The sequence below is a fragment of the Leclercia sp. EC_58 genome (genome assembly GCF_019584355.1).
Classification (GTDB): Bacteria; Pseudomonadota; Gammaproteobacteria; order Enterobacterales; family Enterobacteriaceae; genus Enterobacter.
Map to the genome: position 1 here is coordinate 1,254,616 of NZ_VDAM01000001.1, position 26,724 is coordinate 1,281,339.

A 26,724-nucleotide genomic window follows, 5' to 3' on the forward strand; every position below is an offset into this window, starting at 1 on the left:
GGCGAAGAGCGCCAGGATGTAAGTCAACAACACTTATAGCTAAAATTAAATGTTTGTAATGTGGTATGGCGAAAAGTTCTAAGCTAAAGTAAACAGGTACTGTAAATTTAAGTCTATTATTATTCAGGATATATTTTGTCACGCTTATAAACTTGCATGGAGATATAACAAAAAACCATACTCCCCGGCTCTGAAATATTAAGTTCACGATCGTGTACTTAACAGTGAATTAATATGCTTGCTTACCATTTAATTATTTAAATGAGTTGTTGATTTATTTAGCGAGGCAAATATGTTTCTCAACTATTTTGCGCTGGGTGTGTTGATTTTTGTTTTTCTGGTTCTTTTTTATGGAATCATCGCTATCCATGACATTCCTTATAATATTGCCAAAAAGCGCAACCATCCTCATGCCGATGCGATCCATACGGCGGGATGGATTAGCCTGTTTACGCTCCATGCCATCTGGCCGTTTCTGTGGATTTGGGCCACGCTCTACCAGCCAGAGCGCGGTTGGGGGATGCAGAACCACATTCAGCCGCCAGAACGTAGCCCCGACGTAGATGCGCTGGCGAAGCGCGTAGCCGAGCTGGAACAAAAACTGGCCGCCGTGCCGCCCGTTGCTGACAAGAATACGCCGGAGCAATAATCATGGATCTGTTGATCATATTGACCTATGTCGCGTTTGCATGGGCCATCTTTAAAATATTCCGTATCCCGGTAAACCAGTGGACGCTGGCGACCGCAACATTAGGCGGCGTATTTATCGTGGCCGGCCTTATTTTATTAATGAACTATAACCACCCCTATACGTTTACGGCGCAGAAAGCGGTTATCTCAATTCCGATTACGCCGCAGGTTACAGGGGTGGTAACTGAAGTGACCGATAAAAATAACCAGCTCATTAAAAAGGGCGAAGTGTTATTTAAAATCGATCCGGGCAGGTATAAAGCCCGCGTCGATCGTCTGCAGGCCGACCTGGTGACGGCGACACACAATATTGATGTCCTGAAAGCCCAGCTTGCGGAAGCACAATCGAATACTACCCGCGTCTCCGCCGAGCGTGACCGTCTGTTCAAAGACTATCAGCGTTATGTAAAAGGCAGCCAGGCGAAGGTGAATCCGTTCTCTGAAAGCGACATCGACAACGCGCGGCAAAATTACCTGGCGCAGGACGCCATGGTGAAAGCGTCGGTGGCGGAACAGGTGCAGATCCAGAGCCAGTTAGAAAGCATGTCTAACGGTGAGCAGTCGCAGATTGCCTCCCTGCGCGCGCAGCTGGCCGAAGCCACCTACAACCTGGATCAGACCATCATCCGGGCGCCGAGCAACGGCTACATCACTCAGGTGCTGATTCGTCCGGGAACCTATGCGGCTTCACTGCCGCTGCGTCCGGTGATGGTGTTTATCCCTGAGCAGAAACGGCAGATTGTGGCGCAGTTCCGCCAGAACTCGTTGCTGCGTCTGAAACCGGGCGATGAAGCCGAAGTGGTATTCAACGCCCTGCCAGGCCAGGTCTTCTCTGGCAAGCTCACCAGCATCCTGCCGGTGGTGCCGGGCGGTTCTTACCAGGCGCAGGGCTCGCTGCAATCCCTGACGGTGGTGCCAGGTACCGATGGCGTGTTGGGCACCATTGAACTGGAGCCGAACGCCGACGTGGATGCCCTGCCTGACGGTATCTATGCCCAGGTGGCGGTTTACTCTGACCACTTCTCGCATGTTTCCGTGATGCGTAAGGTCCTGCTGCGTATGACCAGCTGGATGCACTACCTCTATCTCGACCATTAATTCCCTGAAAGGCAGGCATGCGCGACGCATCGCCTGCCTTTTTTCTTTGCCTGAGCCATACTTATGCTTTTGTTGGCGGATAAGGAGCAGGCAATGAAACTCATCGGCAGTTATACCAGTCCCTTTGTACGTAAAATCTTCATTCTCCTGCTGGAGAAAGGCATCACTTTTGAATTTGTTAATGAGCAGCCCTATCAGGCTGAAAGCGGTGTCGCGCAGTACAATCCCCTGGGCAAAGTCCCGGCGCTGGTAACCGATGACGGTGAACACTGGTTCGATTCCCCCATCATTGCCAGCTATATCGAACTGCTGGATATCGCCCCGGCGATGATCCCCCGTGAACCGAAAGCGGCGCTGGCTATCCGGCAAATCGAGGCGCTGGCGGACGGGATCATGGATGCGGCGTTAGCCTCCGTGCGTGAACAGGCCCGCCCGGCGGCGCAGCAATCTGAGACCGAGCTGCTGCGCCAGCGGGAGAAAATCGCTCGCAGTCTCGATCATTGTGAGCAGCTGATCCGCGACGGGAAAATTGCCACCGACAGCGTCAATCTGGCGACCATCACCATCGCCTGCGCCATCGGCTACCTCAATTTCCGCCGGGTTTCACCGGGCTGGTGCGTCGATCGTCCGCTGCTGGTTAAGCTGGCGGAAACCCTCTTCCAGCGTGAAAGTTTCGCCCGTACCGAACCGCCAAAGGCTTGATGTCGTCGATAACACTTCCTTGCCGGACGCGGTACAATTGCTCCTGACATTGACTCCCTCTCCCGTCGGGAGGGGGGAAAATACCTAACCGTCAGGCATATTCATGACTACTCAGCACGCTCTCTACAGCCAACTCCCCGCGACCGATCGTCTGCTTCGCGATGCCCGTCTTACTGCCATTATTGCCCGATTTGGTCACAGCCGAACGGTGGAAACCTTGCGTCTGTTGCAGGACGAAGCCCGCGCCGGGATCCGCGCCGACAACCGTCTGCCAGCGTGGTGCGACGACTGGGCCCAGGAGACCGAAAAGCGGCTGACGCAGGATGACGAACAGGGGCTGCGGCAGGTGCTGAACCTGACGGGCACCGTGCTGCATACCAATCTGGGACGCGCGCTGCTGGCAGAGGAAGCGGTTGCCGCGGTCACCCAGGCGATGCAGGTGCCAGTAACCCTGGAGTACGATCTCGACGGTGCCGGACGCGGCCACCGCGACCGCGCGCTGGCGGCGCTGCTGTGCCAGCTCACCGGGGCGGAAGATGCCTGCATTGTGAATAACAACGCCGCCGCAGTGCTGCTGATGCTGGCCGCGACGGCGAGCGGCAAAGAGGTGGTGGTCTCCCGCGGTGAGCTGGTGGAGATTGGCGGCGCGTTTCGCATCCCGGATGTGATGACCCAAGCCGGGTGCCAGCTTCGCGAGGTGGGCACCACCAACCGTACCCACGACCGGGATTACGCCGCAGCCATTAATGAAAACACCGCTCTGCTGATGAAGGTGCATACCAGTAACTACCACATCGAAGGCTTTACCCATGCCGTCGACGAAGCCGAGCTGGTGCGCATCGGGCAGGAGAAAGAGGTGCCGGTGGTCGTCGATCTGGGCAGCGGTTCGCTGGTGGATCTCAGCCGCTATGGCCTGCCGAAAGAGCCGATGCCCCAGGCGCTGATTGCCGCCGGTGTCAGCCTGGTGAGCTTCTCGGGGGATAAGCTGTTAGGCGGTCCGCAGGCGGGGATTATTGTCGGCAAGCGCGATCTGATTGCCAGATTGCAACAGCATCCACTGAAACGCGCCCTGCGGGCGGATAAAATGACCCTCGCCGCGCTGGAGGCGACCTTGCGACTCTATCTTCACCCGGAGACGCTGGCCGAACGGCTGCCGACGCTGCGCCTGTTGAGCCGCGATGCCGCCTCCATTCACCGTCAGGGAGAGCGGCTGCTGACAGACATTGCTGCACACTATCCTGACTTCGAGGTGCGGGTGGAAGATTGCCTGTCGCAGCCGGGCAGCGGGTCGCTGCCGGTGGATCGTCTGCCCGGCGCGGCACTGACCTTTACCCCGCGCGACGGGCGCGGCGGCCAGCTGGATGCGCTGGCATTGCGCTGGCGCTCGCTGCCCGTGCCGGTGCTCGGAAGGATCAAGGACGGGCGCCTGTGGCTGGATTTACGTTGCCTGGAAGATGAAGCACTGTTTCTGGAGATGTTGTTGAAATGATTATTGCCACTGCCGGTCATGTTGACCATGGCAAAACGACGTTGTTGCAGGCGATCACCGGCGTCAACGCCGACCGACTGCCGGAAGAGAAAAAGCGCGGCATGACCATCGATCTGGGTTATGCCTACTGGCCGCAGCCGGATGGCCGGGTGCTGGGGTTTATCGACGTGCCGGGGCACGAAAAGTTTTTATCCAACATGCTGGCGGGGGTGGGCGGTATCGATCACGCCCTGCTGGTGGTGGCCTGTGATGACGGGGTGATGGCGCAGACGCGCGAGCATCTGCAGATCCTCAGTCTGACCGGTAACCCGCAGCTGACGGTGGCGCTGACCAAAGCCGATCGCGTCGATGAGGCCCGGGTGGAGGCGGTGCGCGAGGAGGTGCTGGCGACCCTGCGCGATTATGGCTTCGCGGATGCCACGCTGTTTGTTACCGTCGCCACCGAAGGGCGGGGAATCGATGCCCTGCGCGATCATCTGCAACAGCTCCCTGAGCGCGCCCATGCTGACCATCACCGTTTTCGGCTGGCAATCGACCGCGCCTTTACCGTGAAAGGGGCGGGGCTGGTGGTGACCGGCACGGCGCTGTCTGGCGAAGTGCGGGTGGGTGACAACCTGTGGCTGACCGGGGTCAACAAGCCGGTACGTATTCGCGGGTTGCACGCGCAGAATCAGCCTGTCGAACAGGCGCACGCCGGACAGCGTATTGCCCTGAACCTGGTGGGCGATACGGAAAAAGCTGAGCTGAACCGCGGCGACTGGCTGCTGGCCGAAGCGCCGCCGGAGCCTGCCACGCGGGTGATTGTCTCCCTGCAGAGCGACGTACCGCTCGCGCAGTGGCAGCCGCTGCATATTCACCATGCCGCCAGCCACGTGACGGGGCGTGTCTCGCTGCTGGAGGGGGCGCTGGCGGAGCTGGTCTTTGACACCCCTCTGTGGCTGGCCGACAACGATCGGCTGGTGCTGCGCGATATTTCTGCCCGCGTCACCCTGGCCGGGGCGCGGGTCGTGACGCTTAACCCCCCGCGTCGCGGTAAGCGTAAGCCGGAGTACCTGCACTGGCTGGCGACGCTTGAGACGGCAACGGATGACCGCAGCGCCCTGCTGGCGCACCTGGAGCGTGGGGCGGTGAATCTGGATGACTTTGGCTGGGCACGCCAGCTCAGCGGAGAAGGGCTGCGTCAGCTGACGCAGCAGCCGACGTTCATCCAGGCCGGAAACAGCCTGTTAAACACCCCGGTTGCCGCCCGCTGGCAGCGTAAAATTCTCGATGTGCTGGCAACCTATCATCAGCAGCATCAGGATGAACCAGGCCCCGGGCGCGAGCGCCTGCGCCGTATGGCGCTGCCGATGGAGGATGAAGCTCTGGTGCTGCTGCTGATCGAGCGGATGCGCGAGAGCGGGGAGCTACACAGCTACCACGGCTGGCTGCATCTGCCGGATCATAAAGCGGGCTTTACCCCGGAGCAGCAGGCCGTCTGGCAAAAAGCGCAGGCGCTGTTCCGCGACGAGCCGTGGTGGGTACGCGACCTGGCGCGTGAAACCGCCACTGAGGAACAGACCATGCGTCAGGTGCTGAAGCATGCGGCGCAGCAGGGGCTGATCACCGCGATCGTCAAAGACCGTTACTATCGCCACGATCGCATCGTCACCTTTGCGAATCTGATCCGGGCGCTGGATAGCGAGCGCGGCTCGACCTGCGCGGCGGATTTCCGCGATCGGCTGAACGTCGGGCGTAAACTGGCGATCCAGATCCTGGAGTATTTCAACCGCATTGGCTTTACCCGCCGCCGCGGTAACGATCATCTCCTGCGTGACGCGCAGCTCTTTACCGGCGAGTCGCCGCAGCCTTAAGCCTCGCTTCTGGCAAGTTTCTGTTTTGCCAGCCATACGGCGCCCAGCCTGCCCGCCTGGTTACCCAACTGGCAGGGCAGGATGGGCACCTGCAACGATTCCCACTCTTCAAAGGTCTGCAGGTGCCTGTCGAGCAGCTTATAAATTTTCTCCTGCTCGCTGATGCCGCCGCCAATCAGCACCACCTGCGGATCAAACATGGAGATGACGCTGTAGACCCCGCGGGCCAGAAACAGCGCCCACTCTTCGACGGCTTCGCGCAGGTGCAGGTCGTTCTCCATGCGCTCGAACAGCTCTTCGCCTTTCGGCATCTCCTCTTCGGAGACCGCCAGCGCCCGGCGGCAGGTCTCCATCAGCCCTTTGGCCGAGGCGACTTCATGCATCCCTTCGCCGTTCTTGCCGACCGGGATCACCCCGAACTCCCCGGCGCGGTGGTGCGAGCCGCGCCAGAGATCGCCCTCCACCACAATACCGCCGCCGATGCCGGTGCCGAGCGTAATGCAGACAAAATTTTCATATTCACGCCCCGCGCCGCGCCAGCGTTCGCCCAGTGCAGCGCAGTTGGCGTCATTCTCGGCGATAACCGGCAGGTCCGTCAGCTCTGAGAAAAGCGCATACAGGTTGACGTTATCCAGATAGTCGAGCGCGCCCGCCTTTGCGGCTTCGCCGGTATGGGTATTGATGTGGCCAGGAAAACTCACGCCGATAGCCGCGATCTCCTGTTCATTCTGGTAAGCCTCGACCACTTCGCGCCACTGTTGCTTAAAGCTCTCCTCATCCTCTGGGGTATCAAACTGATCGGTGGCGATTTCGTTGCCGTTCTCGTCGATCACGCCATGTTTAATGTGGGTTCCGCCCACGTCAAAGCCGATAAAAAGCCGCATTTATCCTTACCTCCGCCCGGGTTGTGCGCTTTAAGTATGGCTCAGCGCCGGAAACCAAACGTAAAGTAAGGTAATGCGTGAAGGGGCTCGCAAAGCAGGCGACGACTGGCGATATTTTCACCGCCGCGGTCTACCTTTGAAAGACACTACACACAAGGAGACAGTCATGACGAATAACCCTCCATCAGCACGTATCCTGCCTGGCGAATATGGTTTTCCTCTCAAACTTAAAGCCCGTTATGACAACTTTATCGGCGGCGACTGGGTTCCTCCGGCCGACGGCGATTATTATCAGAACCTCACCCCGGTGACCGGCCAGCCGCTGTGCGAGATCGCCAGCTCCGGGAAACGCGATATCGATCTGGCGCTGGATGCCGCCCATAAAGCGAAAGAGAAGTGGGCGCATACCTCGGTGCAGGATCGCGCGGCGATCCTGTTCAAAATCGCGGATCGCATGGAGCAGAATCTGGAGCTTTTAGCCACGGCGGAGACCTGGGACAACGGTAAACCGATCCGCGAAACCATGGCCGCCGACGTGCCGCTGGCTATCGACCATTTCCGCTACTTCGCCTCCTGTATTCGTGCGCAGGAAGGGGGGATCAGCGAGGTGGACAAAGATACCGTGGCCTATCACTTCCATGAGCCGCTGGGCGTGGTCGGACAGATCATTCCGTGGAACTTCCCGCTGCTGATGGCTGCCTGGAAAATGGCGCCCGCGCTGGCGGCAGGCAACTGTGTGGTGTTGAAACCGGCGCGCTTAACTCCGCTGTCGATCCTGCTGCTGATGGAAGTGGTGGGCGACCTGCTCCCGCCGGGTGTCGTGAACGTGGTCAACGGTGCGGGCGGGGAGATTGGTGAATATCTGGCGACCTCCAAACGGATCGCCAAGGTGGCCTTTACCGGCTCCACCGAAGTGGGCCAGCAGATCATGCAGTACGCCACCCAGAACATCATCCCGGTCACGCTGGAGCTGGGCGGAAAATCCCCGAACATCTTCTTCGCCGATGTGATGGACGAAGAGGATGCTTTCTTTGACAAGGCGCTGGAAGGATTTGCGCTTTTTGCCTTCAACCAGGGTGAAGTCTGTACCTGTCCAAGCCGGGCGCTGGTGCAGGAGTCCATTTACGAACGCTTTATGGAGCGCGCCATCCGCCGCGTGGAGTCGATCCGCAGCGGCAACCCGCTGGACAACGGTACCCAGATGGGGGCTCAGGTTTCCCACGGGCAGCTGGAGACGATCCTCAACTACATTGATATCGGTAAGAAAGAGGGGGCGGACATCTTAACCGGCGGGCGGCGCAAGATGCTGGACGGGGAGCTGAAAGAGGGTTACTACCTGGAGCCGACCATCCTGTCCGGTAAAAACAACATGCGTGTCTTCCAGGAGGAGATCTTTGGCCCGGTGCTGGCGGTGACCACCTTCAAAACCATGGAGGAGGCGCTGGAGCTGGCCAACGATACACAGTATGGCCTGGGCGCAGGTGTCTGGAGCCGCAACGGCAATCTGGCCTATCAGATGGGACGCGGGATCCAGGCAGGACGCGTATGGACCAACTGCTATCACGCCTATCCGGCCCATGCCGCGTTTGGCGGATATAAACAGTCGGGTATTGGCCGCGAAACGCACAAGATGATGCTGGAACATTACCAGCAGACCAAGTGCCTGCTGGTGAGCTACTCCGACAAGCCGCTCGGGCTGTTCTAACCCTTCAGCGCAGGCCGCCGCTGGGTGGCCTGCGCAATCTGTTTACGCAGGGTATTCAGCACGCCGTCGAGCACATACTGCACCCGCCACGGCTGATAGTCACGTTTACGGAAGATAGCCACCAGATCCAGCCACCACTCCTCCTGATGCGCGAAGCAGGGCACCAGAACACCCTGTTCGATCTCTTTCTGCAGGCTCTGTTTGGGCGCAAAAACGATCCCCAGATGATTGCGCGCCAGCTCCAGCGCCGTCTGGGTATTGTCGCAAATATAGTTCCCGGTGACTTTATAGTCATGTATCTGATTGCTGTGATTCGAGCGGAAACGCCAGATATTGGCATCGTCGATAACCATTGAATCAATAAGAATACAGGAGTGGTTAATTAAATCTTCAGGATAACTAATAGGGTGCTTTTTAATATATTCCGGGGTAGCGAACGCGGTAACCGAATATTTGGTTAAGGTCGTGGCGACCAGACTTTCATCTTTGGGTTGGGCATAGGTAATTAAAATATCGCAATCGTCGGGGAACACGACGCCTTCGAGAAACTCGCTGCCGCTCAGGTTATAGGTTTTCAGGCTAATGCGAATATCGCCAATATTGTCGATCTCATGAATCACATTACGGGCCAGCCAGGTAATGATACCCGTTGGCCCGTAAATAGTCACTTTACCGCGTTTTTCATGCTTATAATCTGCAATAAAATTAACCAGTTGTTCGTTCTTTTCCAGCGAGGCGTTGATAAAGGGCAGCAGCGACTGGCCAAACTGGGTCAGCGCCAGGTGACGGGTGGTGCGTTCAAAAATCTTCAGCCCGACGCGAGTTTCGAAATCCGAGAGATATTTACTGACGTTGGCCTGGGCCATACCCAACAACGCGGCAGCATCTCCAATGCTGTGAGTGGCGGCAATGACGGAAATAATTTTTAATTCGCGCGGTTTGATTTGCAGCTTGTTCATTGCCTGATGCTCATCTATATGAATTTATATATAATATTATACAAATATCAAAATTGCATTGCGATTTTTGTAATCATTATTATGCGCCGGGTCGCAGGAAATTTAATGGATTACAAACAATGACGTTTAAAAAGAGTTTACTCATCGCCACGGTTTTATTTGCGGCTGCTCCCGCAATGGCCGATGAATTTTCAATTGGCGCGGGCGCCGTTTTTAATGAATCACCGTATAAAGGTTATAACGAGAATGTTTTTGCTGTTCCATTAATGCACTACGAAGGGGAACATTTTTACGTGCGTCAGGCTACCGGCGGCTGGATTATCTGGAAAGATGCCAAAAACGAACTCAGCCTGACCGCCTCCTGGATGCCGCTGCACTTTGATCCGGACGATAACGACGACTCTGCGATGAAGCAGTTGGACGAGCGCAAAGCTTCCGCGATGCTGGGCGGGGCGTACTATCGCCACGAAAGCTGGGGTAGCCTGAAGTTGGCGATTGCCGCCGATGCGATGGATGAGAGCGGTGGGGGGGTGGGCGAAATGTCTTATTTCCGCCCATTCCGCATGGCGCGCCTGACCCTGACGCCATCGGTGGGGGTCTTTTACTACGATGAAAGCTTCAACGATTACTACTACGGTGTGTCGCAGAAAGAGTCCCGTCGCAGCGGTTTAAAGCAGTACAACGCAGGCGAAACCGTGACCCCTTATGTGGGTGTGGCAGCTAAATACCCGCTGACACAGAATCTCTCTCTGAATGCCAGCGCCGTCTATAACGTGCTGCCTGACGATGCGAAAAACAGCCCGATGATCGACCGTGACGACAGCTTCGCGCTGATGACCGGTCTCTCCTGGACATTTTAAGGAAGTAAAAATCAGCCCTCAGAGATGAGGGCTGATTCTGTTTTCCGGCTTTAGCGTGCGGCGTTCGCCTCATCCACCCAGATCCGCATCTCCCCTTCGCCCCGGTTAGCCCAGCTAAACCACGGAATAAAGGTCAGCGTCTGCGCCTGTTGCGTGGCGGGGGCACGATCGTACTGCCACAGCGGTTGGTGTTCAGCGTCCGCGGCGTGGCGGGCATACCCTTGCGTCTGGATCAGTATCTTATGGGCAAAAATCCCTTTGCCTTCAACGAGCCTGAATTCGCTGTCTGCTGGCAGGGTAAGGTTGTGCAGCCCCGCGCCGTTATCCGCCTCTTCAAGACAGTAGACCAGCGGTCCGCGCTGCACAGCCACTTTTCCGGCCTGCTGGCGCACCTGCGGATTACCGTAAACCCGGCGGACCGGCATCGGCAGGGTTAACACCAGCTTATCGCCTTTCTGCCAGCGGCGGGTCAGGTAGATATAGCCCTGACGCATCTCACCCGTGATGGGTTTGCCATTCAGCGTGAGCTGTGGATTGTCGCACCAGTCCGGCACACGTAAGGCCAGGGTATAGTCGACGTCCACCGAGGAGGCGATCTCAATGACGACCTGCTCCTGCCACGGGTAGTTGCCGCTGATCCGCAACTGCAACTCCTGCTCACCCACCGGGAAAGCCATGCTGTTGCCGATGTAGAGGTTGATAAACAGGGCATCGTCGCGAACGGTATAAATGTAGTGACCAATCGAGGCCAGAACGCGGGCGATGTTTGGCGGGCAGCAGGCGCAGCCGAACCAGCGCTGGCGAACCGGCTTCACGTGATCGTAGATATGGTTAAATTTCAGCGACTTCGGATGCACTTCCAACGGGTTGACGTAGAAGAAGTGTTTTCCGTCCAGCGCCATGCCGCCAAGCACGGTGTTGTACAGCGCCCGCTCCATCACGTCGGCGTACTGGCTGTTGGCTTCCATTTCCAACATGCGACGGGCAAACATCATCAGGCCGATGGAGGCGCAGCTCTCGGCATAGACGGTGTCGTTCGGCAGATCGTAATCGCTGCTGAAGGCTTCGCCGCTGCTCTGGGAACCAATCCCGCCGGTAATATAGAGCTGGCGCTGGGCCATGTTGTTCCACAGGCGCAGGCAGTCCTGGCGTTTACTCTCGTCCTGGCTCAGACGGGCCAGGTGCGCGACGCCGGTCATCAGATAGACGAAGCGCACCGCATGACCAATCGCCGTTTGCTGTTCCGCCAGCGGCTGATGCGCCTGGCTGTAGGCTTTATCCTGCACCATCCACGCCGGGCCGTAGGTGTTCCAGTACGAGGTTTTGCCCCGCTTTTCATATTCGATGTCGTAGTAGTGCGGCTGGGTGCCACGCGCTTCGACGAAATATTTCGCCAGCGCCAGGTAGCGCGGCTCCTGGGTGACATCAAACAGGCGCATCAGCGCCAGCTCGATCTCCGGGTGGCCGGGATAGCCGTGTAGCTGCTGCTCGCCCGGACCAAAGACGTTGTCGATATGGTCGGCCAGCTTACAGACCACCTCCAGCAGACGGCGTTTGCCGGTGCCCTGAAACCAGGCCACGCCCGCTTCAATCATATGCCCGGCGCAGTAAAGCTCGTGGCACTCCGCCAGGTTTGTCCAGCGCTCCTCCGGCGCTTTCACCGTGAAGTAGGTATTGAGATAGCCATCGTCGCACTGCGCGGCGGCTACCAGCTCAATCACCTCATCGGCGGTTTTTTCCAGCTCCGCGTCGGGCTTCTGGCACAGCGACCAGGCGACCGCCTCGAGCCATTTCGCCACGTCGCTGTCCTGAAAGACCATTCCGTAGAATTCACCATTTTGCTGACCCGCCGCGATGCGAAAGTTGGCGATCGCATGGCTCGGTTCCGCCTCCTCAATGCGATCGTTCAGGGCATCCCACTGGTAGGGGATAACCACATCGCGCACCAGCTGTTGATACTGACCCAGAAACGGGTCGCTGATTTTCAGTTTATGCAGGTCGGGTTCCATTATGGACATCATGTTCTCCTCAGGCGTGAGCGTGACGCTGGCGCAGGTCGGTGGCAATGCGCGTCATCATCGGGTTATTGAGTCGGCACTTGCGGATCGCCAGCGCCAGCAGCAGATGGAAAAGGGCGGGCAGCAGGGTCTCCATGGCGGTAATGCCCTGTAATGAGGCGGGCGTCTGGTTGCCCGCGCCCGGCTGGTAGGCGACGAAAATAAACACCAGGCTGATGATCCCGGCGCTGGAAGCCCAGGCCAGCTTGATGAAAAAGAGGTTAAAGGCGAAGTTCATGCCGGAGGAGCGTACGCGAGTTTTCCACTCGCCGTAGTCGTCAGCAAAGGCCATCAGCGCGAAGTGCAGCGGCAGGGTAAAGCCGAGGATCACGCCGTTCGCCAGTATGACCACCAGCCACAGGGTCTGGTAAGCCGGACCGCCGGGCAGGAACCACATCCCCACCGCCAGGGCTGCCAGCACCAGGTTGGTGTAGTAGTAAAGTTTGACGGTGTCGCTGCGGCGCGACAGCAGGTTAACGATCACCGCGCCCAGAATGGAGGCAAAGGTCACCATAGTGAAGAAGAGCGAGGTGTAGGCGGTGCTCCCTTCCAGCACGTAAGTGATGAAATACATGTAGCCGCCGCCACGAATGTTGAAGACGTTAATCAGTAGGAAAGACATCACCAGCATCAGCAGCAGCTGGTCGTTTTTACGCAGACCGGCGAAGTGCTCCTTAAGGGTAAATTTCCCCATCATCGCCAGCGGTACGCGCTCGCGAACCCAGAAGAAGCAGCACAGGAACATCACCACTGCAATGGCGCACAGCACACCTACGCCGAACTGATATCCCTGCGCCACGTTGCCCTGGCCGAGAAGTTCAACCAGCCAAGGCAGGCCAACGGAGACCAGAAAACCGGCCACGCCGCACAATACAAAACGCCATGACTGGCAGGAGATCACTTCGCTGTGGCGGGTGGTCATGGTGTTGATCAGCGCGCAGTAGGGCACGTTGATGGCGGTATAGCCCACCGAAAGCAGCAGATAGGTGCCGAAGGCCCAGGCGATTTTGACCCCCATGCCCGCGTCCGGCACGGTGAAGGTCAGTACGCCGATAATGCCAATCGGCAGAGCGACCCACAGCTGCCAGGGGCGAAAGCGTCCCCAGCGGCTCTGGGTACGGTCGGCGATGATCCCCATCACCGGGTCGGATATCGCGTCGAAGATGCGCAGGGCAATAAACAGGGTGCCGACCAGCGCCGGGGTTAAGCCAAAGACATCGGTATAGAAAAAAGTGAGAAAGTTCATGATCAAACAGGTGATCACCGTGCCGCCGGCATCACCCAGGCCGTAGCCAATTTTTTCGCGCACCGTCAGGCGATCGTTGATGGCCTGCTGGGCGATCTCTGTCTGTGTAATCGGGGTGGAAGTCATGAGGTAACTCCTCGGGTTATTGGATTTTTTATGTTGTTTTGCAGAGTACCTGACTAATTTTGCACTGTTCCCTGGGGGCAACAAGGGAAGGGAAAAGTATAAAAAGGTGAGGATTCCGACCTTGTTCGTAAAATGTGATTTTGATCGGGACGAATGACAAATAGCTGTTAATAATCAGTGGTAAAGAGAAAGAATCTGCTCATAAATAGCGAGAAATTGAATAATCATGCTCGAATTATCCATAACGCTTCCGATCAGAGTGCAGAATGGCGGCTATTTTATCTCCCGGGGTGTCGGGCGACATCCGGCGCGCAGGCTCGACTCCTGGGAGGTCATCTTTGTGGAAAAGGGGACATTAACGATCCAGGAGGATACGACGCTGTTTGAGGTCCATGCCGGAGAAAGTCTGCTCCTCTGGCCCCACCGCCGACACAAGGGGATTGAAGATTTTCCTGCCGATTTACGCTTTTACTGGCTGCATTTTGAAGTTCACGAGCAGGCCGCGCCGTCATCCCTGAGTACACTGCTGTCGGTGCAGCAGCACGGCAAAACCGGCGATCCGCAGGCGATGATTGCCCTGTTCCGGCAATTTCTGACCGAACAGGAGAAGCTCCAGCGCAGCCCGGCGCTGGAATTTATTCTGCTGCTGATTTTGCAACAGCTCTCAGTCATGCCCGGGCAGGAGCTCGCCTCGGACGAAGCGGGCGTCAGCCTGGCATGGAAGGCACGGCAGCTGATCAGCACGCAGTTTCACCGGCCGCTCTCTACGTCGCAGCTTGCCCGGGAGCTGCACTGCAACGCCGATTATCTGGGGCGGGTGTTTCGTCGGGTCTTTCATCTGACGCTCACCGAGGCTATCCACCGTCAGCGCGTCAGGGCCGCGGAGAAGTTACTGCTTAATGATGCCGTGTCGCTGAAGGAGGTGGCGGTGCGCTGCGGGTTTAACGACACCGGATATTTCCGGCAAATTTTTCGTAAGCATACCGGGTTAACGCCCGGCGTCTGGAAGCGCCGCTACTGCAAGGAGCATATCAATTCCGCCTGAGCGCTGTGGCAAATGGCCAGTATTCGCGGCAGGACGCACAAAAGTGACTTTTTGCCCCGTCTGATCAAAGCGCGTGCCCTGAACACTCTGGCAACCTGACTTTTTCAACAAGGATGGAGCAGGCGATGAACCCGTTTATTGTTGCGGACCCGGCGAAATGTATTGGCTGTCGCACCTGCGAAGTGGCCTGCGTGGTATCGCACCAGGAGAATCAGAATTGTGCCGCCGTGACGGCAAAGACCTTTACCTCCCGCATCCGGGTGGTGAAAGGCGGGACGTTCACTACGGCGGTCACCTGCCACCAGTGTGAAGATGCCCCCTGCGCCAACGTCTGCCCGACGCAGGCGATCCAGCGTGAGCAGGGGGTCTGGCGGGTGGAGCAACAGCGCTGTATCGGCTGTAAAAGCTGCATGATTGCCTGCCCGTTCGGGGCGATGCAGATGACGGGAGAGGCGGAAGCGGTGCAGGCGCTGAAGTGCGACCGTTGCGAGCACCGCGAAGGTGGACCCGCCTGCGTGGAGGCCTGTCCAACCCGCGCGTTAAGTTGTGTCGATCCTGCCAGATTACGTGCCGAACGGCTGCGTTATCTGGCATAGATCATTACTGACCGTTTTCCCGCCAGGCGAGGTCGATCTCCTCGGCGAGGATCTTCACGCCCGCTTCGATTTTTTCCGGGTCCGGGACATAGTTCATGCGCATGCACTGGTGGGTGTGCGGCCACGGCTTGTCCAGCCCCGGGAAGAAGTAATCCCCCGGCACCATCAATACTCCGCGCTTTTTCAGACGCTGATAGAGCAGCTCGGTAGTGATCGGCAGATCCTTAAACCACAGCCAGAGGAAAATTGCCCCTTCGGGTTTGTGGATCAGACAGCGCTCTTCCGGGAGATAGCGGCGGATAGTCGCAATGGTCTCCTGGACGCGCTGATAGTAGAAGGGCTTAATCACCTCGTTGGACAGGCGCAGCAGATCGTTGCGCTTAATCATCTCGCACATCATCGCCGGGCCGATCCCGCCAGGGGAGAGGCTGATGATGCCGTTCATGTTGGTAATGGCGGTGATAATTTTCTCATTGGCGATGATAATCCCGCAGCGGCTACCCGGCAGACCCAGCTTGGAGAGGCTCATGCACAGCACAATGTTCGGGTTCCACAGCGGACGCGCTTCGCTGAAGATAATGCCCGGGAAGGGAACCCCGTAGGCGTTATCGATCACCAGCGGAATATCATGCTGGTTCGCCAGCGCATCCAGCTTAATCAGCTCTTCATCGGTGATGACGTTGCCGGTCGGGTTGGTGGGGCGCGAGACGCAGATCATCCCCGTCTCTTCGCCAATATGCAGATGCTCAAAATCGACGTGATACTTGAACTGGCCTTCCGGCAACAGCTCGATGTTCGGGCGCGCGGCGACGAAAAGATCGTCCTCAAGGCCGGAGTCGGCATAACCGATGTACTCCGGCGTCAGCGGAAACAGCACCTTTTTGGTGGTGCCGTCGGCACGTCGTCCCGCGAAGAGGTTAAATAAGTAGAAAAACGCGCTCTGGCTGCCGTTTGTCAGAGCAATGTTCTGTGGATCAATCTCCCAGCCGAGGGTGTCGCGCAGCATCTCCGCGAGGGCAGCGAGCAGCTCGGTTTTGCCCTGCGGGCCGTCGTAATTGCACAGCGCATCTCTGGCTTTGCCATTTTCCAGCATGTCCGCGAGGAGCGTCTGAAAATATGCGTTCATCTCGGGGATTTGTGCCGGGTTACCGCCGCCGAGCATGATGGCGCCCGGTGTGCGCAGCCCGTCGTTGAGATCCTCCATCAGGCGGGTAATGCCTGAATGGCGGGTGAATTTGTCGCCGAAAAGTGAAAAAGTCATAGCAGGTGATCTGTCGAGCGTGTTCTAAGTGTGGCTCACCATAACGCTACAACTGCGCAGGTGCAAATCAGCGTCGAAACGAAGATGTGTGACTTTATGTTGTTAGTTTGCCATCAGGCAGCAAGTTATCCTGCTTCCCTCTCCCGTGGGAGAGGGATTTTGCCCCTGCCGATCAGCGATTGCCTGCCCACACCACCATCACTTTGTCGCCCTGATGCTCGCGTACAAAGCCGTAGCCCTGAGGCAAGGTTAACGTGGTTTGTCTGCCTTCACCGATCGCCGGATGGCGGGCGCGGAACTGCCCGAGCCGCTGCCAGTGGGCGACGGTTGCAGCCTGCGCGCCGCTGATATCCTGCCAGTTCATGTCCGAGCGCGTGCCCTGTAAAGGATCGGAACCCGTCGGGCCGAACGGTCTTGCAGATTCATCGCCATAAAAGATCTGCACGCTGCCCGGCGCCAGCAACAGCAGCTCTGCCGCACGCTGGTCACCCTCGCGGAACAGACGGGTGTCATGGGAGGAGAGATAGCTCAGGACGTTAAAGCTCTGCAGCTTTTCCGCCATCTGCTGCCAGGTCAGGTCGATGTCGGCCAGGCAATCTACCGCTTTGGCCGCCTGCTCCTGGTAATCAAAATTGATCATCGCATCGAAGCCGTGACGGTAGTAATCGCTCTGCATCACCCCGTGCCCCCAGGATTCACCGGTCATCCAGAACGGCGCATCGTCGAGTTTTTTCTCCGGGTTAGCCGCTTTCCATGCTTTAAGGGCATCGCTGGCCTGGTCTTTCAGCTGCTGCCAGCCCGCCAGCTCAACGTGCTTGGCGGTATCGACGCGGAAACCGTCGATACCGTATTCACGCACCCACTGACTCAGCCAGTGGGTGAGGTAATCCCGGGGCGTGTAACCGTCAATGGCCTTCGCCCGGGTGTCGGGCTTGTGGCGATAAAAATTCGGTAAGCCTGATGGGGTGGTCGATTCCGTTTTCAGGTCCGGCAGGAAGGCCAGCGACATGGTCAGATCGTCGAAGCCGGGGTTGTCGTAGTCACCAATGTCGGTACGTACCCACTTCTTGCCCCACCAGTTTTCCCAGCCCGCTTTATCGCTGAAGTTGATGTAGTCATTAAAGCTGTGCCAGCTCTGTCCGGTGCCCGGTTTCCAGTCGGTCCAGCGTTCGCCCAGGGTTTTCTTCAGCTCTTCCCCCTGCAGATAGAGCGAGCCGAACTGGTACTCCTGCATATCGGCCAGCGTCGCGTAACCGGTGTGGTTCATCACCACGTCAAAGAGGATGCGAATCCCCCGGCGATGGGCTTCATCCACCAGCTGACGTAAATCATCCTCCGTACCCATGTTGGCATCGAGCCGGGTCCAGTCCTGGGTGTAATAGCCGTGATAGGCGTAATGTGGGAAATCCCCCTTGGTGCCGCCGCCGACCCAGCCGTGGATCTGCTCCAGCGGGGAGCTGATCCACAGGGCGTTAACGCCAAGCTGTTGCAGATAATCCAGCTTGCTGGTGAGCCCTTTCAGGTCGCCGCCGTGAAAGGTGCCGATCTCCTGCATACCATCTTTATGGCGCCCGTAGCTGTTGTCGTTGCCCGGATCGCCATTCTCAAACCGGTCGGTGAGAACAAAATAGACGGTGGCGTTTTGCCAGCTGAACGGGGCGGGCTTGTCCGTTTCTGCCCGTTCAAGTAACAGCAGGCCGTTGCTCCCCGGTGCGGGTTGCAGGGTAATTTTACCCTGCTGCACCGTCGCGGTCTGTTTGCTGTAAAAATCACGCACCACGCTCCCTTCCGGGAAGGTATTGCTGACATCGAGCGTCAACGGTTTGCCGTCCCATTTGGGACACTGGCGCACTACCGATGCCACCGCCTGTTCGTTGGCGCTGGCAACGGTCAACATCAGCGTTGGCGTGCCGGAGCGGGTATCAATTCGTGCCTGATAATCCCCGTCGCGGAAGATGCGCCACTGCGCCGGATCGCCTTCGCACGGCTTCAGTGACATCATCTCGTTGAGTTTTATGGCGTTGGTGGGTTGCCAGCACGCCTTGTCAAAACTCAACGTCAGCGGGCGAGTACCCTTCGTCAGCTTTGCCTGTGCCGTGAAGACCCCCGATCCTTCAGCGGTAAAGGCCGGAAAGCCGGGGGCGGACCAGTCGGCGCTGGCCAGTGCAGGCAAGAACAGAAGAGCGAGAGCAGAACGTTTCATACCATTTTCCTGTCACAGCATTTTGCTCAGTTTGCCATCTATTTTAGTGGGCAAACTCATCCCCTGGCGCTATCGCGCAGGGAGGAGCAAAGAGGGTGAGTGATCTCACGCTAAGTACGCTGTTTAACTGCGATATTGAGCACGTTTTCGCGAAAATGATGCTGAAACGCGCAGATTCCAGGTGACAGGGTTTCGGATTTGGACTATTTCTAAGGATGCTCTTCTCGTCTATTCTTGCTAGGATTTGAGATTCGCCTCTCAATTTTCGAAAAAAATAAGGTGTTGGAATGTTTCTATCCGACCAGGAGACCTAATGATATCGACTCCCATTCGACGATATGGGGCTGCGATACTCATGTTACTCACCACGGCATTTTCTGGTGGGGTGCTTGCAAAGACGCACACGGATACAACGAGTAAGAAAGCCCACGTCATAAAGACGACAACAAGTAGTAAGGTTAGCAGTAAACAAGAGTATTCTCGCAATAGTGCAAAGAGTAGTTCACTTCCTGATTTGCGAAAATACCCTTCCGGAACACCAAGGAAAAAAGCGTTTCTCCGGACGGTAATGCCTTACATCACAAGTCAAAATGCCGCGATTACGGCGGATCGTAACTGGCTTATTTCCAAGCAGTACGACAGCCGCTGGTCGCCGTCCGAGCGTGCGCGCCTGAAAGAGATAGCCAAAAACTATAAAGTGAGCTGGAACGGGAACACACGTCGTGTACCGTGGAACACCTTGCTTGAGCGTGTGGATATCATCCCAGGCAGCATGGTCGCAACGATGGCAGCAGCCGAAAGTGGCTGGGGCACCTCTAAGCTGGCCCGTAGCAATAACAACCTGTTCGGCATGAAATGTGCGAAAGGTCGTTGTACTAATGCGCCGGGCAAAGTGAAAGGTTACTCGCAGTTTGAATCGGTAAAAGATTCCGTGAATGCGTATGTCGTGAACCTGAACACGCATCCGGCCTATAAATCCTTCCGTAAGTCGCGCGCGCAGCTGCGTAAAGCAGACCAGGAAGTGACGGCGAGCAATATGATCCACAAGCTGAAAGGTTACTCAACCCAGGGCCAACGCTATAACAACTATCTGTTTGCGATGTACCAGGATAACCAGCGCTTAATTGCCGCTCATATGTAATCTTAAAAAAAGGCCTTCCATCCGGAAGGCCTTTTTTATTTATATCAGTACTTCACTGTAGCGATCGCGATACTCTTTCGGCGTGGTGTCATACTCTTTTTTAAAGACCGAATAGAAATACTGCAACGACGGATAACCGCACATCTGCGAAATCTCGTTAATGGAGAGCGAGGTCGAAATCAGCAGGCTGCGGGCTTTCTCCAGTTTTTCCGCATGGATAACCGCATGGATCGTCTCGCCCACCTCTTCTTTAAAGCGCTTCTCCAGATTTGAACGCGAAATCCCTACCGCATCCAGCACCTGATCCACTTTGATGCCTTTGCAGGCGTGGTTACGAATGTAGTGCATGGCCTGAATGACGGCCGGGTCGTTCAGCGAGCGGTAATCCGTTGAGCGTCGCTCCACCACACGAACCGGTGGCACCAGCAGACGTTGCAGGGGAAGATTTTCGTTATCCAGCAGCCGGTGCAGCAGCTTGGCCGCCTGATAGCCCATCTGACGTGTTCCCTGCGCCACGGACGACAGCGCCACGCGTGACAGGTAGCGGGTGAGCTCTTCATTATCGATCCCGATGACGCACAGCTTTTCCGGCACCGGAATATGCAGATGTTCGCACACCTGCAGCACATGCCGGGCGCGGGCATCGGTCACGGCGATAATGCCAGTCTGCGGCGGCAGGGTTTGCAGCCAGTCGGCGAGACGGTTCTGCGCGTGCTGCCAGTTTTCCGGGGCCGTTTCCAGCCCCTGATAAACCACGCCGCGATACTTCTCCTTTGCGACCAGCTGACAGAAAGCGTATTCCCGTTCCGCCGCCCAACGTTTTCCGCTGGACGTGGGCAGGCCATAAAAGGCGAAGCGGTGCACTCCTTTCTCCTTTAGATGGAGAAACGCGCTCTCTACCAGAGCGTGATTGTCGGTGGCAATATAGTGAACGGCAGGGTAGTGTTCCGGCTGGTGGTAAGAGCCGCCGACGCCGACGATGGGCACATCGACATCGACCAGCAGTTGCTGGATAACAGCGTCGTCAAAATCCGCGATGACGCCGTCGCCCAGCCAGTCTTTGATATTTTCGATTCGCGTGCGGAAATCTTCTTCGATGAAAATATCCCACTCGGATTGCGACGCCTGCAAATATTCCCCAACGCCCTCGACGACCTGACGGTCATAAGCTTTGTTGGCATTGAATAACAACGTAATGCGGTGACGCTTCTCAAACATGGCGCTATTTTTCCAGTATCAGTGACAGATGAAAAGGCATCCTCAGGCGCGCCGTTTGGTAGCGGAATCCATCCATACCGCCAGCAACAAAATGGCACCCTTGACGATATACTGCCAGAATGTCGGGACGTCCATCATACTCATTCCGTTATCCAGCGACGCCATAATAAATGCCCCCATAACTGCCCCTGCGACGCTACCGACACCTCCGGCAAGACTGGTTCCGCCGATGACACAGGCGGCGATGGCATCGAGTTCGGCAATATTCCCGGCAGACGGCGAGCCCGCACCCAGACGCGAGCTTAAGATCAGGCCCGCTACGGCAACCATCAGGCCATTAATGGCAAAGACGGCAAGTTTGGTGCGTTCAACATTAATACCTGACAGACGTGCGGCCTCAAGGTTGCCGCCGATGGCATAAATACGCCGACCAAAGGCGGTGCGGGTCGCCATAAACATGCCTGCCAGTAATAACAGAACCAGTATCAGCACCGGCGTCGGCACGCCACGATAGTCGTTCAGCAGCCAGATTGCCCCCAGCACGATCACCGCAGTCAGCGCCTGACGCCCGACGACAGAGGTGGAAGGCGCTGTGGCTAACCCTAACGTCTGACGGCGCATTCTGCCGCGCCATTGCCAGGCAACAAACGCCATCAGGCCAATCGCGCCGAGACTAAAACCCACTCCGCCGGAGAGATAGCTCTGCCCAATCTGCGACATGGAGGCGCTGGTGGGGGAGACGGTGGTGCCGTTGGTGATACCAATCAGAATGCCGCGGAAGGCCAGCATTCCCGCCAGCGTGACGATAAACGACGGTACTTTGCGGTAGGCCACCCACCAGCCGTTCCAGGTGCCGAGCAGCAAGCCGAGCAGCAGGGTGACCACGATAGTGAGCGGCAGTGGCCAGCCCAGCCAGACGTCGAAAATTGCCGCCACGCCCCCCAGCAGGCCCATCATCGAACCCACGGAGAGGTCGATTTCCGCGGAGATAATCACAAACACCATCCCCACCGCCAGAATGCCGGTAATGGCGGTCTGGCGCAGCAGGTTGGAGACGTTACGGGCGCTGAGATAGGAGCCGTCGGTCATCCATGTGAAGAACAGCATGATCGCCACGATAGCGGCAATCATGACAAACACCTGCAGATTGAGCGCTTTTAGCCCGGAAAACAGACCCGGTGCGGGTGCCGTGACTTTTAACTCAGAGGGGTTGCTTTTCGACATGGCGTTCGCTCCTTAGTGCGGCTTCCATCACCTGTTCCTGCGTCAGGTTCTGGTTTATCAGGTTGGCTTTCAGTTTTCCTTCGTGCATCACCAGTACCCGGTCACTCAGACCCAGCACTTCGGGAAGCTCCGAGGAGATCACAATCACGGCGATACCCTGCTGGACCAGCTGGTTGATCAGCTTGTAGATTTCGTATTTCGCACCGATATCAATCCCGCGGGTGGGTTCATCGAGGATCAGGATGCGCGGGTTGAGCAACAGGCAGCGGGCGAGGATCGCCTTCTGCTGATTACCCCCGCTCAGGCGGCCAATCGCCAGCTCCGGGGAGGAGGTTTTGACTTTCAGCTGCTGTAAAGAGTGAAGAATGCAGTGCTGTTCCGCGGCATCATCCAGACTGCTCAGCGTGCCGCTGAACTGATCTAATGCGGCAAGGGTGATATTTTTGCCCACCGCCATCACCGGTACGATGCCATCTTTTTTGCGATCTTCCGGCACCATCGCGATACCCTGGGCGATGGCCTGCTGACAGTTTTTGATCTCTACCTGCTGCCCATCAATAAAGATGCTGCCCTCCCAGCGACCAGGCCAGACGCCGAACAGACACTGCACAGCCTCGGTGCGCCCGGCGCCAACCAGCCCGGCCACCCCCAGGATCTCACCGCGATGCAGGGAGAAGGAGACATCATTAACCCGTTTAATATGGCGATTCACCGGATGCCAGGCGGTAAGGTGCTCCACGCGCAGCACCTCTTCCCCCAGGGTGTGGGGTTCGTTCGGGTAGAGTGCGGTGAGCTCACGGCCCACCATCATGGTAATAATGTCGTCCTCGCTCATCCCCTGCGCTTCCCGGGTGCCGATATGCTGCCCGTCGCGAATTACGCACACCGTGTCCGAAATCGCTTTCACTTCGTTGAGCTTGTGGGAGATATAAATGCAGGCAATCCCGTGGTTTTGCAGGTCACGAATGATGTCCAGCAATACCGCGGTTTCCTGTTCCGTCAGCGATGCTGTTGGTTCATCGAGGATCAGCAGACGCACCTGTTTGTTCAGGGCCTTGGCGATCTCCACGAGTTGCTGCTGTCCCAGACCTAAATCACCCACCCGGGTGTCGGGAGAGATCGTCAGACTGACCTGCGCCAGCAGCTTTTCGCAGCGCAAGGTCATGGTGTCGTAATCCAGGACGCCGTGGCGGGTTATCTCGGCGCCGAGGAAGATGTTCTCCAGCACGGTCAGATGCTTCACCAGCGCCAGCTCCTGGTGAATGATGGCGATCCCTTTGCGCTCGGTGTCGCGGATATGTGTGGCCTGCAGCGTTTCGCCGGAAAAGACAATTTCACCCTCGTAGCTGCCGTGAGGATAGATGCCACACAAAACCTTCATTAAGGTGGATTTGCCCGAGCCATTTTCGCCGCATAACGACATGATCTCGCCGGGGTTTAAGCGCAAGCTGACGTTGTCGACGGCCTTCACCGCGCCAAACGCTTTGGTGATACTTTTCATTTCAAGTAAATAAGACATAACTGCTCCACATGACCCGAAGGAAAACAGTACAAGTCGATGTGCCCCCGCAAGCCGGGGGCGATGATGGATTACAGTTCGCTCTTTTTATGGAAACCGTCTTTCACAACGGTGGCGTCAATGTTCTCTTTATTGACTTCGATAGGGGTAAGCAGTCGGGAAGGCACATCTTTCAGGCCGTTGTTTAAGCTGGCATCCGCTTTAGGCTGTTGGCCATTGCCGAGCTCAACGGCAATTTCTGCGGCGGTGGTGGCAAGCTCGGTGATCGGCTTATATACCGTCATGGTCTGGGTGCCAGCCACGATACGTTTCACCCCGGCAAGGTCCGCATCCTGCCCGGAGATCGCCACTTTTCCGGCCAGACCCTGGGCGCTGAGTGCCTGAATAGCGCCGCCTGCGGTTGCATCGTTAGAAGCCACCACGGCATCGATTTTGTTATTATTGGCGGTGAGGGCGTTTTCCATAATTTTTAACGCGTTTTCAGGTAACCAGCCGTCCGCCCACTGATCGCCAACGATCTTAATTTTGCCTTCATCAATATAGGGCTTCAGCACCTTCATCTGTCCGGCGCGGAAGAGTTTGGCGTTGTTGTCCACCGGGGAGCCGCCCATCAGGAAGTAATTGCCTTGTGGGACTTTGGCGACCAGGCTTTGCGCCTGTAATTCGCCGACTTTTTCATTGTCGAAGGAAATATAATAATCAATGTCCGCATTATTAATCATGCGGTCGTAGGCCAGCACTTTAATCCCTTCGCGCTTGGCTTCTTTTACCACGTTACTTAAAACCTGACCGTTATAAGGAATAATAACCAGCACGTCGACGCCGCGGTTTATCATATTTTCGATTTGCGACATTTGCGTTTCTTCATTGCCATTGGCAGACTGGACGAAAACTTTCGCACCTAATGCTTCTGCCTTATTGACAAAAATATCGCGATCTTTTTGCCAGCGCTCCAGACGGAGGTCATCAATCGCCATGCCGATTTTGACTTCTTTTGCATGACTCGCCGTACTCGCCAGCAGTAGCGATGCACAAAGAGTGAGGCACAGGTTCTTTATCTTCATAATTGTATTGCCTTTTGTAGGGTTAGGTTGCTGAGATAAAAGAAACAATCATTGCAAGAGACGTAGCAAATTCTTAACGGGGAATGGCAGGCTGGCAATTACAGATTTTTATCTTCTCGTTATGATATTTGGTTTATTTTCGAATTTATGACCGCGATCGAATTTTAAATTCTATAAGCTCTTAATTACACGTGATTATGGAATTTGTGCTGTGAAATTTGTTTGTCTGCAAATTGATTTTGCGAGCCAGCGCACGTTTGTGCATTCTCTCAATAGCAGTGTGAAATAACGTAATTGAGCAACCTGCGATCCCTATTCAGTATTACTCCAGTATCAACTCTTTGCTGTATCCCTGATTATGGAGCTCACTATGCAAGCTTATTTCGATCAACTCGATCGCGTTCGTTATGAAGGTCCGAAATCCTCAAATCCTTTAGCGTTTCGTCATTACAACCCGGACGAGCTGGTGCTGGGTAAGCGCATGGAAGATCACCTGCGTTTTGCTGCCTGCTACTGGCACACCTTCTGCTGGAACGGTGCCGATATGTTTGGCGTGGGCTCATTCGATCGTCCGTGGCAGCAGCCAGGCGAAGCGCTGGAGCTGGCAAAACGCAAAGCGGATGTCGCCTTTGAGTTCTTCCACAAGCTGAATGTCCCTTATTACTGCTTCCACGATGTGGACGTTTCACCGGAAGGCGCATCGCTGAAAGAGTATCTGAATAACTTTGCGCAGATGGTCGATGTGCTGGCCGAAAAACAGCAGCAGAGCGGCGTGAAGCTGCTGTGGGGCACCGCCAACTGCTTTACCCATCCGCGCTATGGCGCAGGCGCTGCCACCAACCCGGACCCGGAAGTCTTCAGCTGGGCGGCCACGCAGGTGGTGACGGCAATGAATGCTACCCATAAGCTGGGCGGTGAAAACTATGTGCTGTGGGGCGGGCGCGAAGGCTACGAAACGCTGCTCAATACTGACTTACGTCAGGAGCGCGAGCAGATTGGCCGCTTCATGCAGATGGTGGTCGAGCATAAACACAAAATCGGCTTCCAGGGTACGCTGCTGATTGAGCCAAAACCGCAGGAGCCGACCAAGCATCAGTACGACTACGACGTGGCGACGGTCTACGGCTTCCTGAAGCAGTTCGGGCTGGAAAAAGAGATCAAGGTGAATATCGAAGCCAACCACGCGACGCTGGCGGGCCACTCGTTCCATCACGAGATCGCCTCCGCTATCGCGCTGGGCATTTTCGGCTCCGTAGATGCCAACCGCGGCGATCCGCAGCTCGGCTGGGATACCGACCAGTTCCCGGTCAGCGTGGAAGAAAACGCGCTGGTGATGTACGAAATTATCAAAGCGGGTGGCTTCACCACCGGCGGCCTGAACTTTGACGCCAAAGTGCGCCGTCAGAGCACCGATAAATACGATCTCTTCTATGGCCATATCGGGGCGATGGATACCATGGCGCTGTCGTTGAAAGTGGCTGCCCGCATGATTGAAGATGGCGAGCTGGATAAGCGCGTGGCGAAACGTTATGGCGGCTGGAACAGTGAGCTGGGTCAGCAAATTTTGAAAGGCCAGTTATCACTGACCGAACTGGCGAAGTACGCTGAACAGCATAACCTTGCGCCGCAGCACCAGAGCGGTCATCAGGAACTGCTGGAAAATCTGGTGAATCATTATCTGTTTGATAAGTAACCGGGTATTGCCGGGCAGCGCGACGCTTGTCCGGCTTACGGTTAGCCCAGGCCCGGAACCGCTGCAAGCGTCCGGGCATTTCTGTTAAAGG

The 26,724-nt window shown here is 56.6% G+C and carries 21 protein-coding genes; 11 read left to right on the plus strand and 10 right to left on the minus strand.

Annotated features, from left to right (window positions below; genetic code table 11):
- The first annotated feature begins 292 nt into the window (after positions 1–292).
- The 5 genes from FHC51_RS06230 (at position 293) to selB (ending at position 5,832) form a co-directional block, all read left to right on the plus strand.
- On the plus strand, positions 293–649 hold the full coding sequence (locus tag FHC51_RS06230) for a DUF3302 domain-containing protein (protein WP_114316214.1): 357 nt from the start codon (positions 293–295) through the stop codon (positions 647–649).
- A gap of 2 nt (positions 650–651) precedes the next feature.
- Positions 652–1,788: an HlyD family secretion protein gene (locus FHC51_RS06235; RefSeq protein WP_114316213.1), complete on the plus strand. Its 1,137-nt coding sequence runs from the start codon at positions 652–654 to the stop codon at positions 1,786–1,788.
- Positions 1,789–1,881: 93 nt separating this feature from the next.
- Positions 1,882–2,490, plus strand: a complete 609-nt coding sequence (locus FHC51_RS06240) for a glutathione S-transferase (RefSeq protein WP_220435121.1) — start codon at positions 1,882–1,884, stop codon at positions 2,488–2,490.
- A gap of 103 nt (positions 2,491–2,593) precedes the next feature.
- Positions 2,594–3,979 carry an L-seryl-tRNA(Sec) selenium transferase gene (selA, locus tag FHC51_RS06245; RefSeq protein ID WP_220435122.1) on the plus strand — a complete coding sequence of 462 codons (1,386 nt, stop codon included), beginning with the start codon at positions 2,594–2,596 and terminating at the stop codon, positions 3,977–3,979.
- A complete protein-coding gene (selB, locus tag FHC51_RS06250) occupies positions 3,976–5,832 on the plus strand; it encodes a selenocysteine-specific translation elongation factor (protein ID WP_220435123.1) in 1,857 nt (618 codons plus the stop codon). The genes selA and selB overlap by 4 nt, the downstream gene beginning before the upstream one ends.
- Here the strand turns inward: selB and FHC51_RS06255 are convergent.
- The gene (locus FHC51_RS06255; RefSeq protein WP_220435124.1) at positions 5,829–6,716 is read right to left on the minus strand and encodes an ROK family protein; all 888 of its coding nucleotides are present in this window, start codon (positions 6,714–6,716) and stop codon (positions 5,829–5,831) included. The genes selB and FHC51_RS06255 overlap by 4 nt on opposite strands.
- A 166-nt stretch (positions 6,717–6,882) precedes the next feature.
- Here FHC51_RS06255 and aldB point away from each other — a divergent pair, with 166 nt between their 5' ends.
- Positions 6,883–8,421 (plus strand): aldehyde dehydrogenase AldB, encoded by a 1,539-nt coding sequence (gene aldB, locus FHC51_RS06260; RefSeq protein ID WP_103177755.1) that lies wholly within the window; start codon positions 6,883–6,885, stop codon positions 8,419–8,421.
- On the opposite strand, the gene FHC51_RS06265 is transcribed toward aldB, so the two are convergent.
- Positions 8,418–9,380, minus strand: coding sequence for a LysR family transcriptional regulator (locus tag FHC51_RS06265; RefSeq protein ID WP_220435125.1), 963 nt, complete (start codon positions 9,378–9,380; stop codon positions 8,418–8,420). The two genes, aldB and FHC51_RS06265, sit on opposite strands and share 4 nt — an antisense overlap.
- Positions 9,381–9,499: 119 nt before the next feature.
- On the opposite strand from FHC51_RS06265, the gene FHC51_RS06270 reads away from it, so the two are divergent.
- Positions 9,500–10,240, plus strand: a complete 741-nt coding sequence (locus FHC51_RS06270; protein ID WP_220435126.1) for a MipA/OmpV family protein — start codon at positions 9,500–9,502, stop codon at positions 10,238–10,240.
- Positions 10,241–10,290: 50 nt separating this feature from the next.
- Here the strand turns inward: FHC51_RS06270 and FHC51_RS06275 are convergent, their stop codons facing one another.
- A complete protein-coding gene (locus FHC51_RS06275) occupies positions 10,291–12,258 on the minus strand; it encodes a glycoside hydrolase family 127 protein (RefSeq protein WP_220435127.1) in 1,968 nt (655 codons plus the stop codon).
- A 10-nt stretch (positions 12,259–12,268) separates the two neighbouring features.
- Positions 12,269–13,669, minus strand: coding sequence for an MFS transporter (locus FHC51_RS06280; protein WP_220435128.1), 1,401 nt, complete (start codon positions 13,667–13,669; stop codon positions 12,269–12,271).
- A gap of 226 nt (positions 13,670–13,895) precedes the next feature.
- On the opposite strand from FHC51_RS06280, the gene FHC51_RS06285 reads away from it, so the two are divergent.
- Positions 13,896–14,714: a helix-turn-helix domain-containing protein gene (locus tag FHC51_RS06285; protein WP_220435129.1), complete on the plus strand. Its 819-nt coding sequence runs from the start codon at positions 13,896–13,898 to the stop codon at positions 14,712–14,714.
- Between the two features lie 125 nt (positions 14,715–14,839).
- A complete protein-coding gene (locus FHC51_RS06290) occupies positions 14,840–15,310 on the plus strand; it encodes a 4Fe-4S dicluster domain-containing protein (RefSeq protein WP_220435130.1) in 471 nt (156 codons plus the stop codon).
- A gap of 4 nt (positions 15,311–15,314) precedes the next feature.
- On the opposite strand, the gene avtA is transcribed toward FHC51_RS06290, so the two are convergent.
- Both avtA and FHC51_RS06300 read right to left on the minus strand, forming a co-directional pair.
- A complete protein-coding gene (gene avtA, locus FHC51_RS06295) occupies positions 15,315–16,571 on the minus strand; it encodes a valine--pyruvate transaminase (RefSeq protein WP_103177762.1) in 1,257 nt (418 codons plus the stop codon).
- A gap of 172 nt (positions 16,572–16,743) precedes the next feature.
- Entirely contained in the window at positions 16,744–18,774 is a 2,031-nt protein-coding gene (locus tag FHC51_RS06300; RefSeq protein ID WP_220435131.1) for an alpha-amylase, read from the minus strand.
- A gap of 313 nt (positions 18,775–19,087) precedes the next feature.
- Between FHC51_RS06300 and FHC51_RS06305 the strand changes: the two genes are divergently transcribed.
- Entirely contained in the window at positions 19,088–19,915 is an 828-nt protein-coding gene (locus FHC51_RS06305; RefSeq protein ID WP_103824347.1) for a protein bax, read from the plus strand.
- A 39-nt stretch (positions 19,916–19,954) separates the two neighbouring features.
- Here FHC51_RS06305 and xylR read toward each other — a convergent pair whose 3' ends face one another.
- The 4 genes from xylR to xylF all read right to left on the minus strand — a co-directional run bounded on the left by xylR (position 19,955) and on the right by xylF (position 24,940).
- Positions 19,955–21,133 carry a D-xylose utilization transcriptional activator XylR gene (xylR, locus tag FHC51_RS06310; protein ID WP_103177765.1) on the minus strand — a complete coding sequence of 393 codons (1,179 nt, stop codon included), beginning with the start codon at positions 21,131–21,133 and terminating at the stop codon, positions 19,955–19,957.
- Positions 21,134–21,175: 42 nt separating this feature from the next.
- Positions 21,176–22,357, minus strand: coding sequence for a xylose ABC transporter permease XylH (xylH, locus tag FHC51_RS06315; RefSeq protein ID WP_220435132.1), 1,182 nt, complete (start codon positions 22,355–22,357; stop codon positions 21,176–21,178).
- Complete coding sequence (locus FHC51_RS06320; RefSeq protein ID WP_114385533.1) at positions 22,335–23,876, minus strand: xylose ABC transporter ATP-binding protein; 1,542 nt, start codon at positions 23,874–23,876, stop codon at positions 22,335–22,337. The genes xylH and FHC51_RS06320 overlap by 23 nt, the downstream gene beginning before the upstream one ends.
- Before the next feature lie 71 nt (positions 23,877–23,947).
- Complete coding sequence (xylF, locus tag FHC51_RS06325) at positions 23,948–24,940, minus strand: D-xylose ABC transporter substrate-binding protein (RefSeq protein WP_103177768.1); 993 nt, start codon at positions 24,938–24,940, stop codon at positions 23,948–23,950.
- 370 nt (positions 24,941–25,310) lie between these two features.
- Here xylF and xylA point away from each other — a divergent pair, with 370 nt between their 5' ends.
- Positions 25,311–26,633, plus strand: a complete 1,323-nt coding sequence (gene xylA, locus FHC51_RS06330; RefSeq protein ID WP_114316199.1) for a xylose isomerase — start codon at positions 25,311–25,313, stop codon at positions 26,631–26,633.
- Positions 26,634–26,724: the final 91 nt, after the last annotated feature.

What these genes read in the sequence shown, in the direction of transcription:
- FHC51_RS06230 (WP_114316214.1), top strand. Translation starts at nt 293, where the DNA reads ATGTTTCTCAACTATTTTGCGCTGGGTGTGTTGATTTTTGTTTTTCTG.
- FHC51_RS06235 (WP_114316213.1), top strand. Translation starts at nt 652, where the DNA reads ATGGATCTGTTGATCATATTGACCTATGTCGCGTTTGCATGGGCCATC.
- FHC51_RS06240 (WP_220435121.1), top strand. Translation starts at nt 1,882, where the DNA reads ATGAAACTCATCGGCAGTTATACCAGTCCCTTTGTACGTAAAATCTTC.
- selA (WP_220435122.1), top strand. Translation starts at nt 2,594, where the DNA reads ATGACTACTCAGCACGCTCTCTACAGCCAACTCCCCGCGACCGATCGT.
- selB (WP_220435123.1), top strand. Translation starts at nt 3,976, where the DNA reads ATGATTATTGCCACTGCCGGTCATGTTGACCATGGCAAAACGACGTTG.
- FHC51_RS06255 (WP_220435124.1), bottom strand. Translation starts at nt 6,716, where the DNA reads ATGCGGCTTTTTATCGGCTTTGACGTGGGCGGAACCCACATTAAACAT.
- aldB (WP_103177755.1), top strand. Translation starts at nt 6,883, where the DNA reads ATGACGAATAACCCTCCATCAGCACGTATCCTGCCTGGCGAATATGGT.
- FHC51_RS06265 (WP_220435125.1), bottom strand. Translation starts at nt 9,380, where the DNA reads ATGAACAAGCTGCAAATCAAACCGCGCGAATTAAAAATTATTTCCGTC.
- FHC51_RS06270 (WP_220435126.1), top strand. Translation starts at nt 9,500, where the DNA reads ATGACGTTTAAAAAGAGTTTACTCATCGCCACGGTTTTATTTGCGGCT.
- FHC51_RS06275 (WP_220435127.1), bottom strand. Translation starts at nt 12,258, where the DNA reads ATGTCCATAATGGAACCCGACCTGCATAAACTGAAAATCAGCGACCCG.
- FHC51_RS06280 (WP_220435128.1), bottom strand. Translation starts at nt 13,669, where the DNA reads ATGACTTCCACCCCGATTACACAGACAGAGATCGCCCAGCAGGCCATC.
- FHC51_RS06285 (WP_220435129.1), top strand. Translation starts at nt 13,896, where the DNA reads ATGCTCGAATTATCCATAACGCTTCCGATCAGAGTGCAGAATGGCGGC.
- FHC51_RS06290 (WP_220435130.1), top strand. Translation starts at nt 14,840, where the DNA reads ATGAACCCGTTTATTGTTGCGGACCCGGCGAAATGTATTGGCTGTCGC.
- avtA (WP_103177762.1), bottom strand. Translation starts at nt 16,571, where the DNA reads ATGACTTTTTCACTTTTCGGCGACAAATTCACCCGCCATTCAGGCATT.
- FHC51_RS06300 (WP_220435131.1), bottom strand. Translation starts at nt 18,774, where the DNA reads ATGAAACGTTCTGCTCTCGCTCTTCTGTTCTTGCCTGCACTGGCCAGC.
- FHC51_RS06305 (WP_103824347.1), top strand. Translation starts at nt 19,088, where the DNA reads ATGATATCGACTCCCATTCGACGATATGGGGCTGCGATACTCATGTTA.
- xylR (WP_103177765.1), bottom strand. Translation starts at nt 21,133, where the DNA reads ATGTTTGAGAAGCGTCACCGCATTACGTTGTTATTCAATGCCAACAAA.
- xylH (WP_220435132.1), bottom strand. Translation starts at nt 22,357, where the DNA reads ATGTCGAAAAGCAACCCCTCTGAGTTAAAAGTCACGGCACCCGCACCG.
- FHC51_RS06320 (WP_114385533.1), bottom strand. Translation starts at nt 23,876, where the DNA reads ATGTCTTATTTACTTGAAATGAAAAGTATCACCAAAGCGTTTGGCGCG.
- xylF (WP_103177768.1), bottom strand. Translation starts at nt 24,940, where the DNA reads ATGAAGATAAAGAACCTGTGCCTCACTCTTTGTGCATCGCTACTGCTG.
- xylA (WP_114316199.1), top strand. Translation starts at nt 25,311, where the DNA reads ATGCAAGCTTATTTCGATCAACTCGATCGCGTTCGTTATGAAGGTCCG.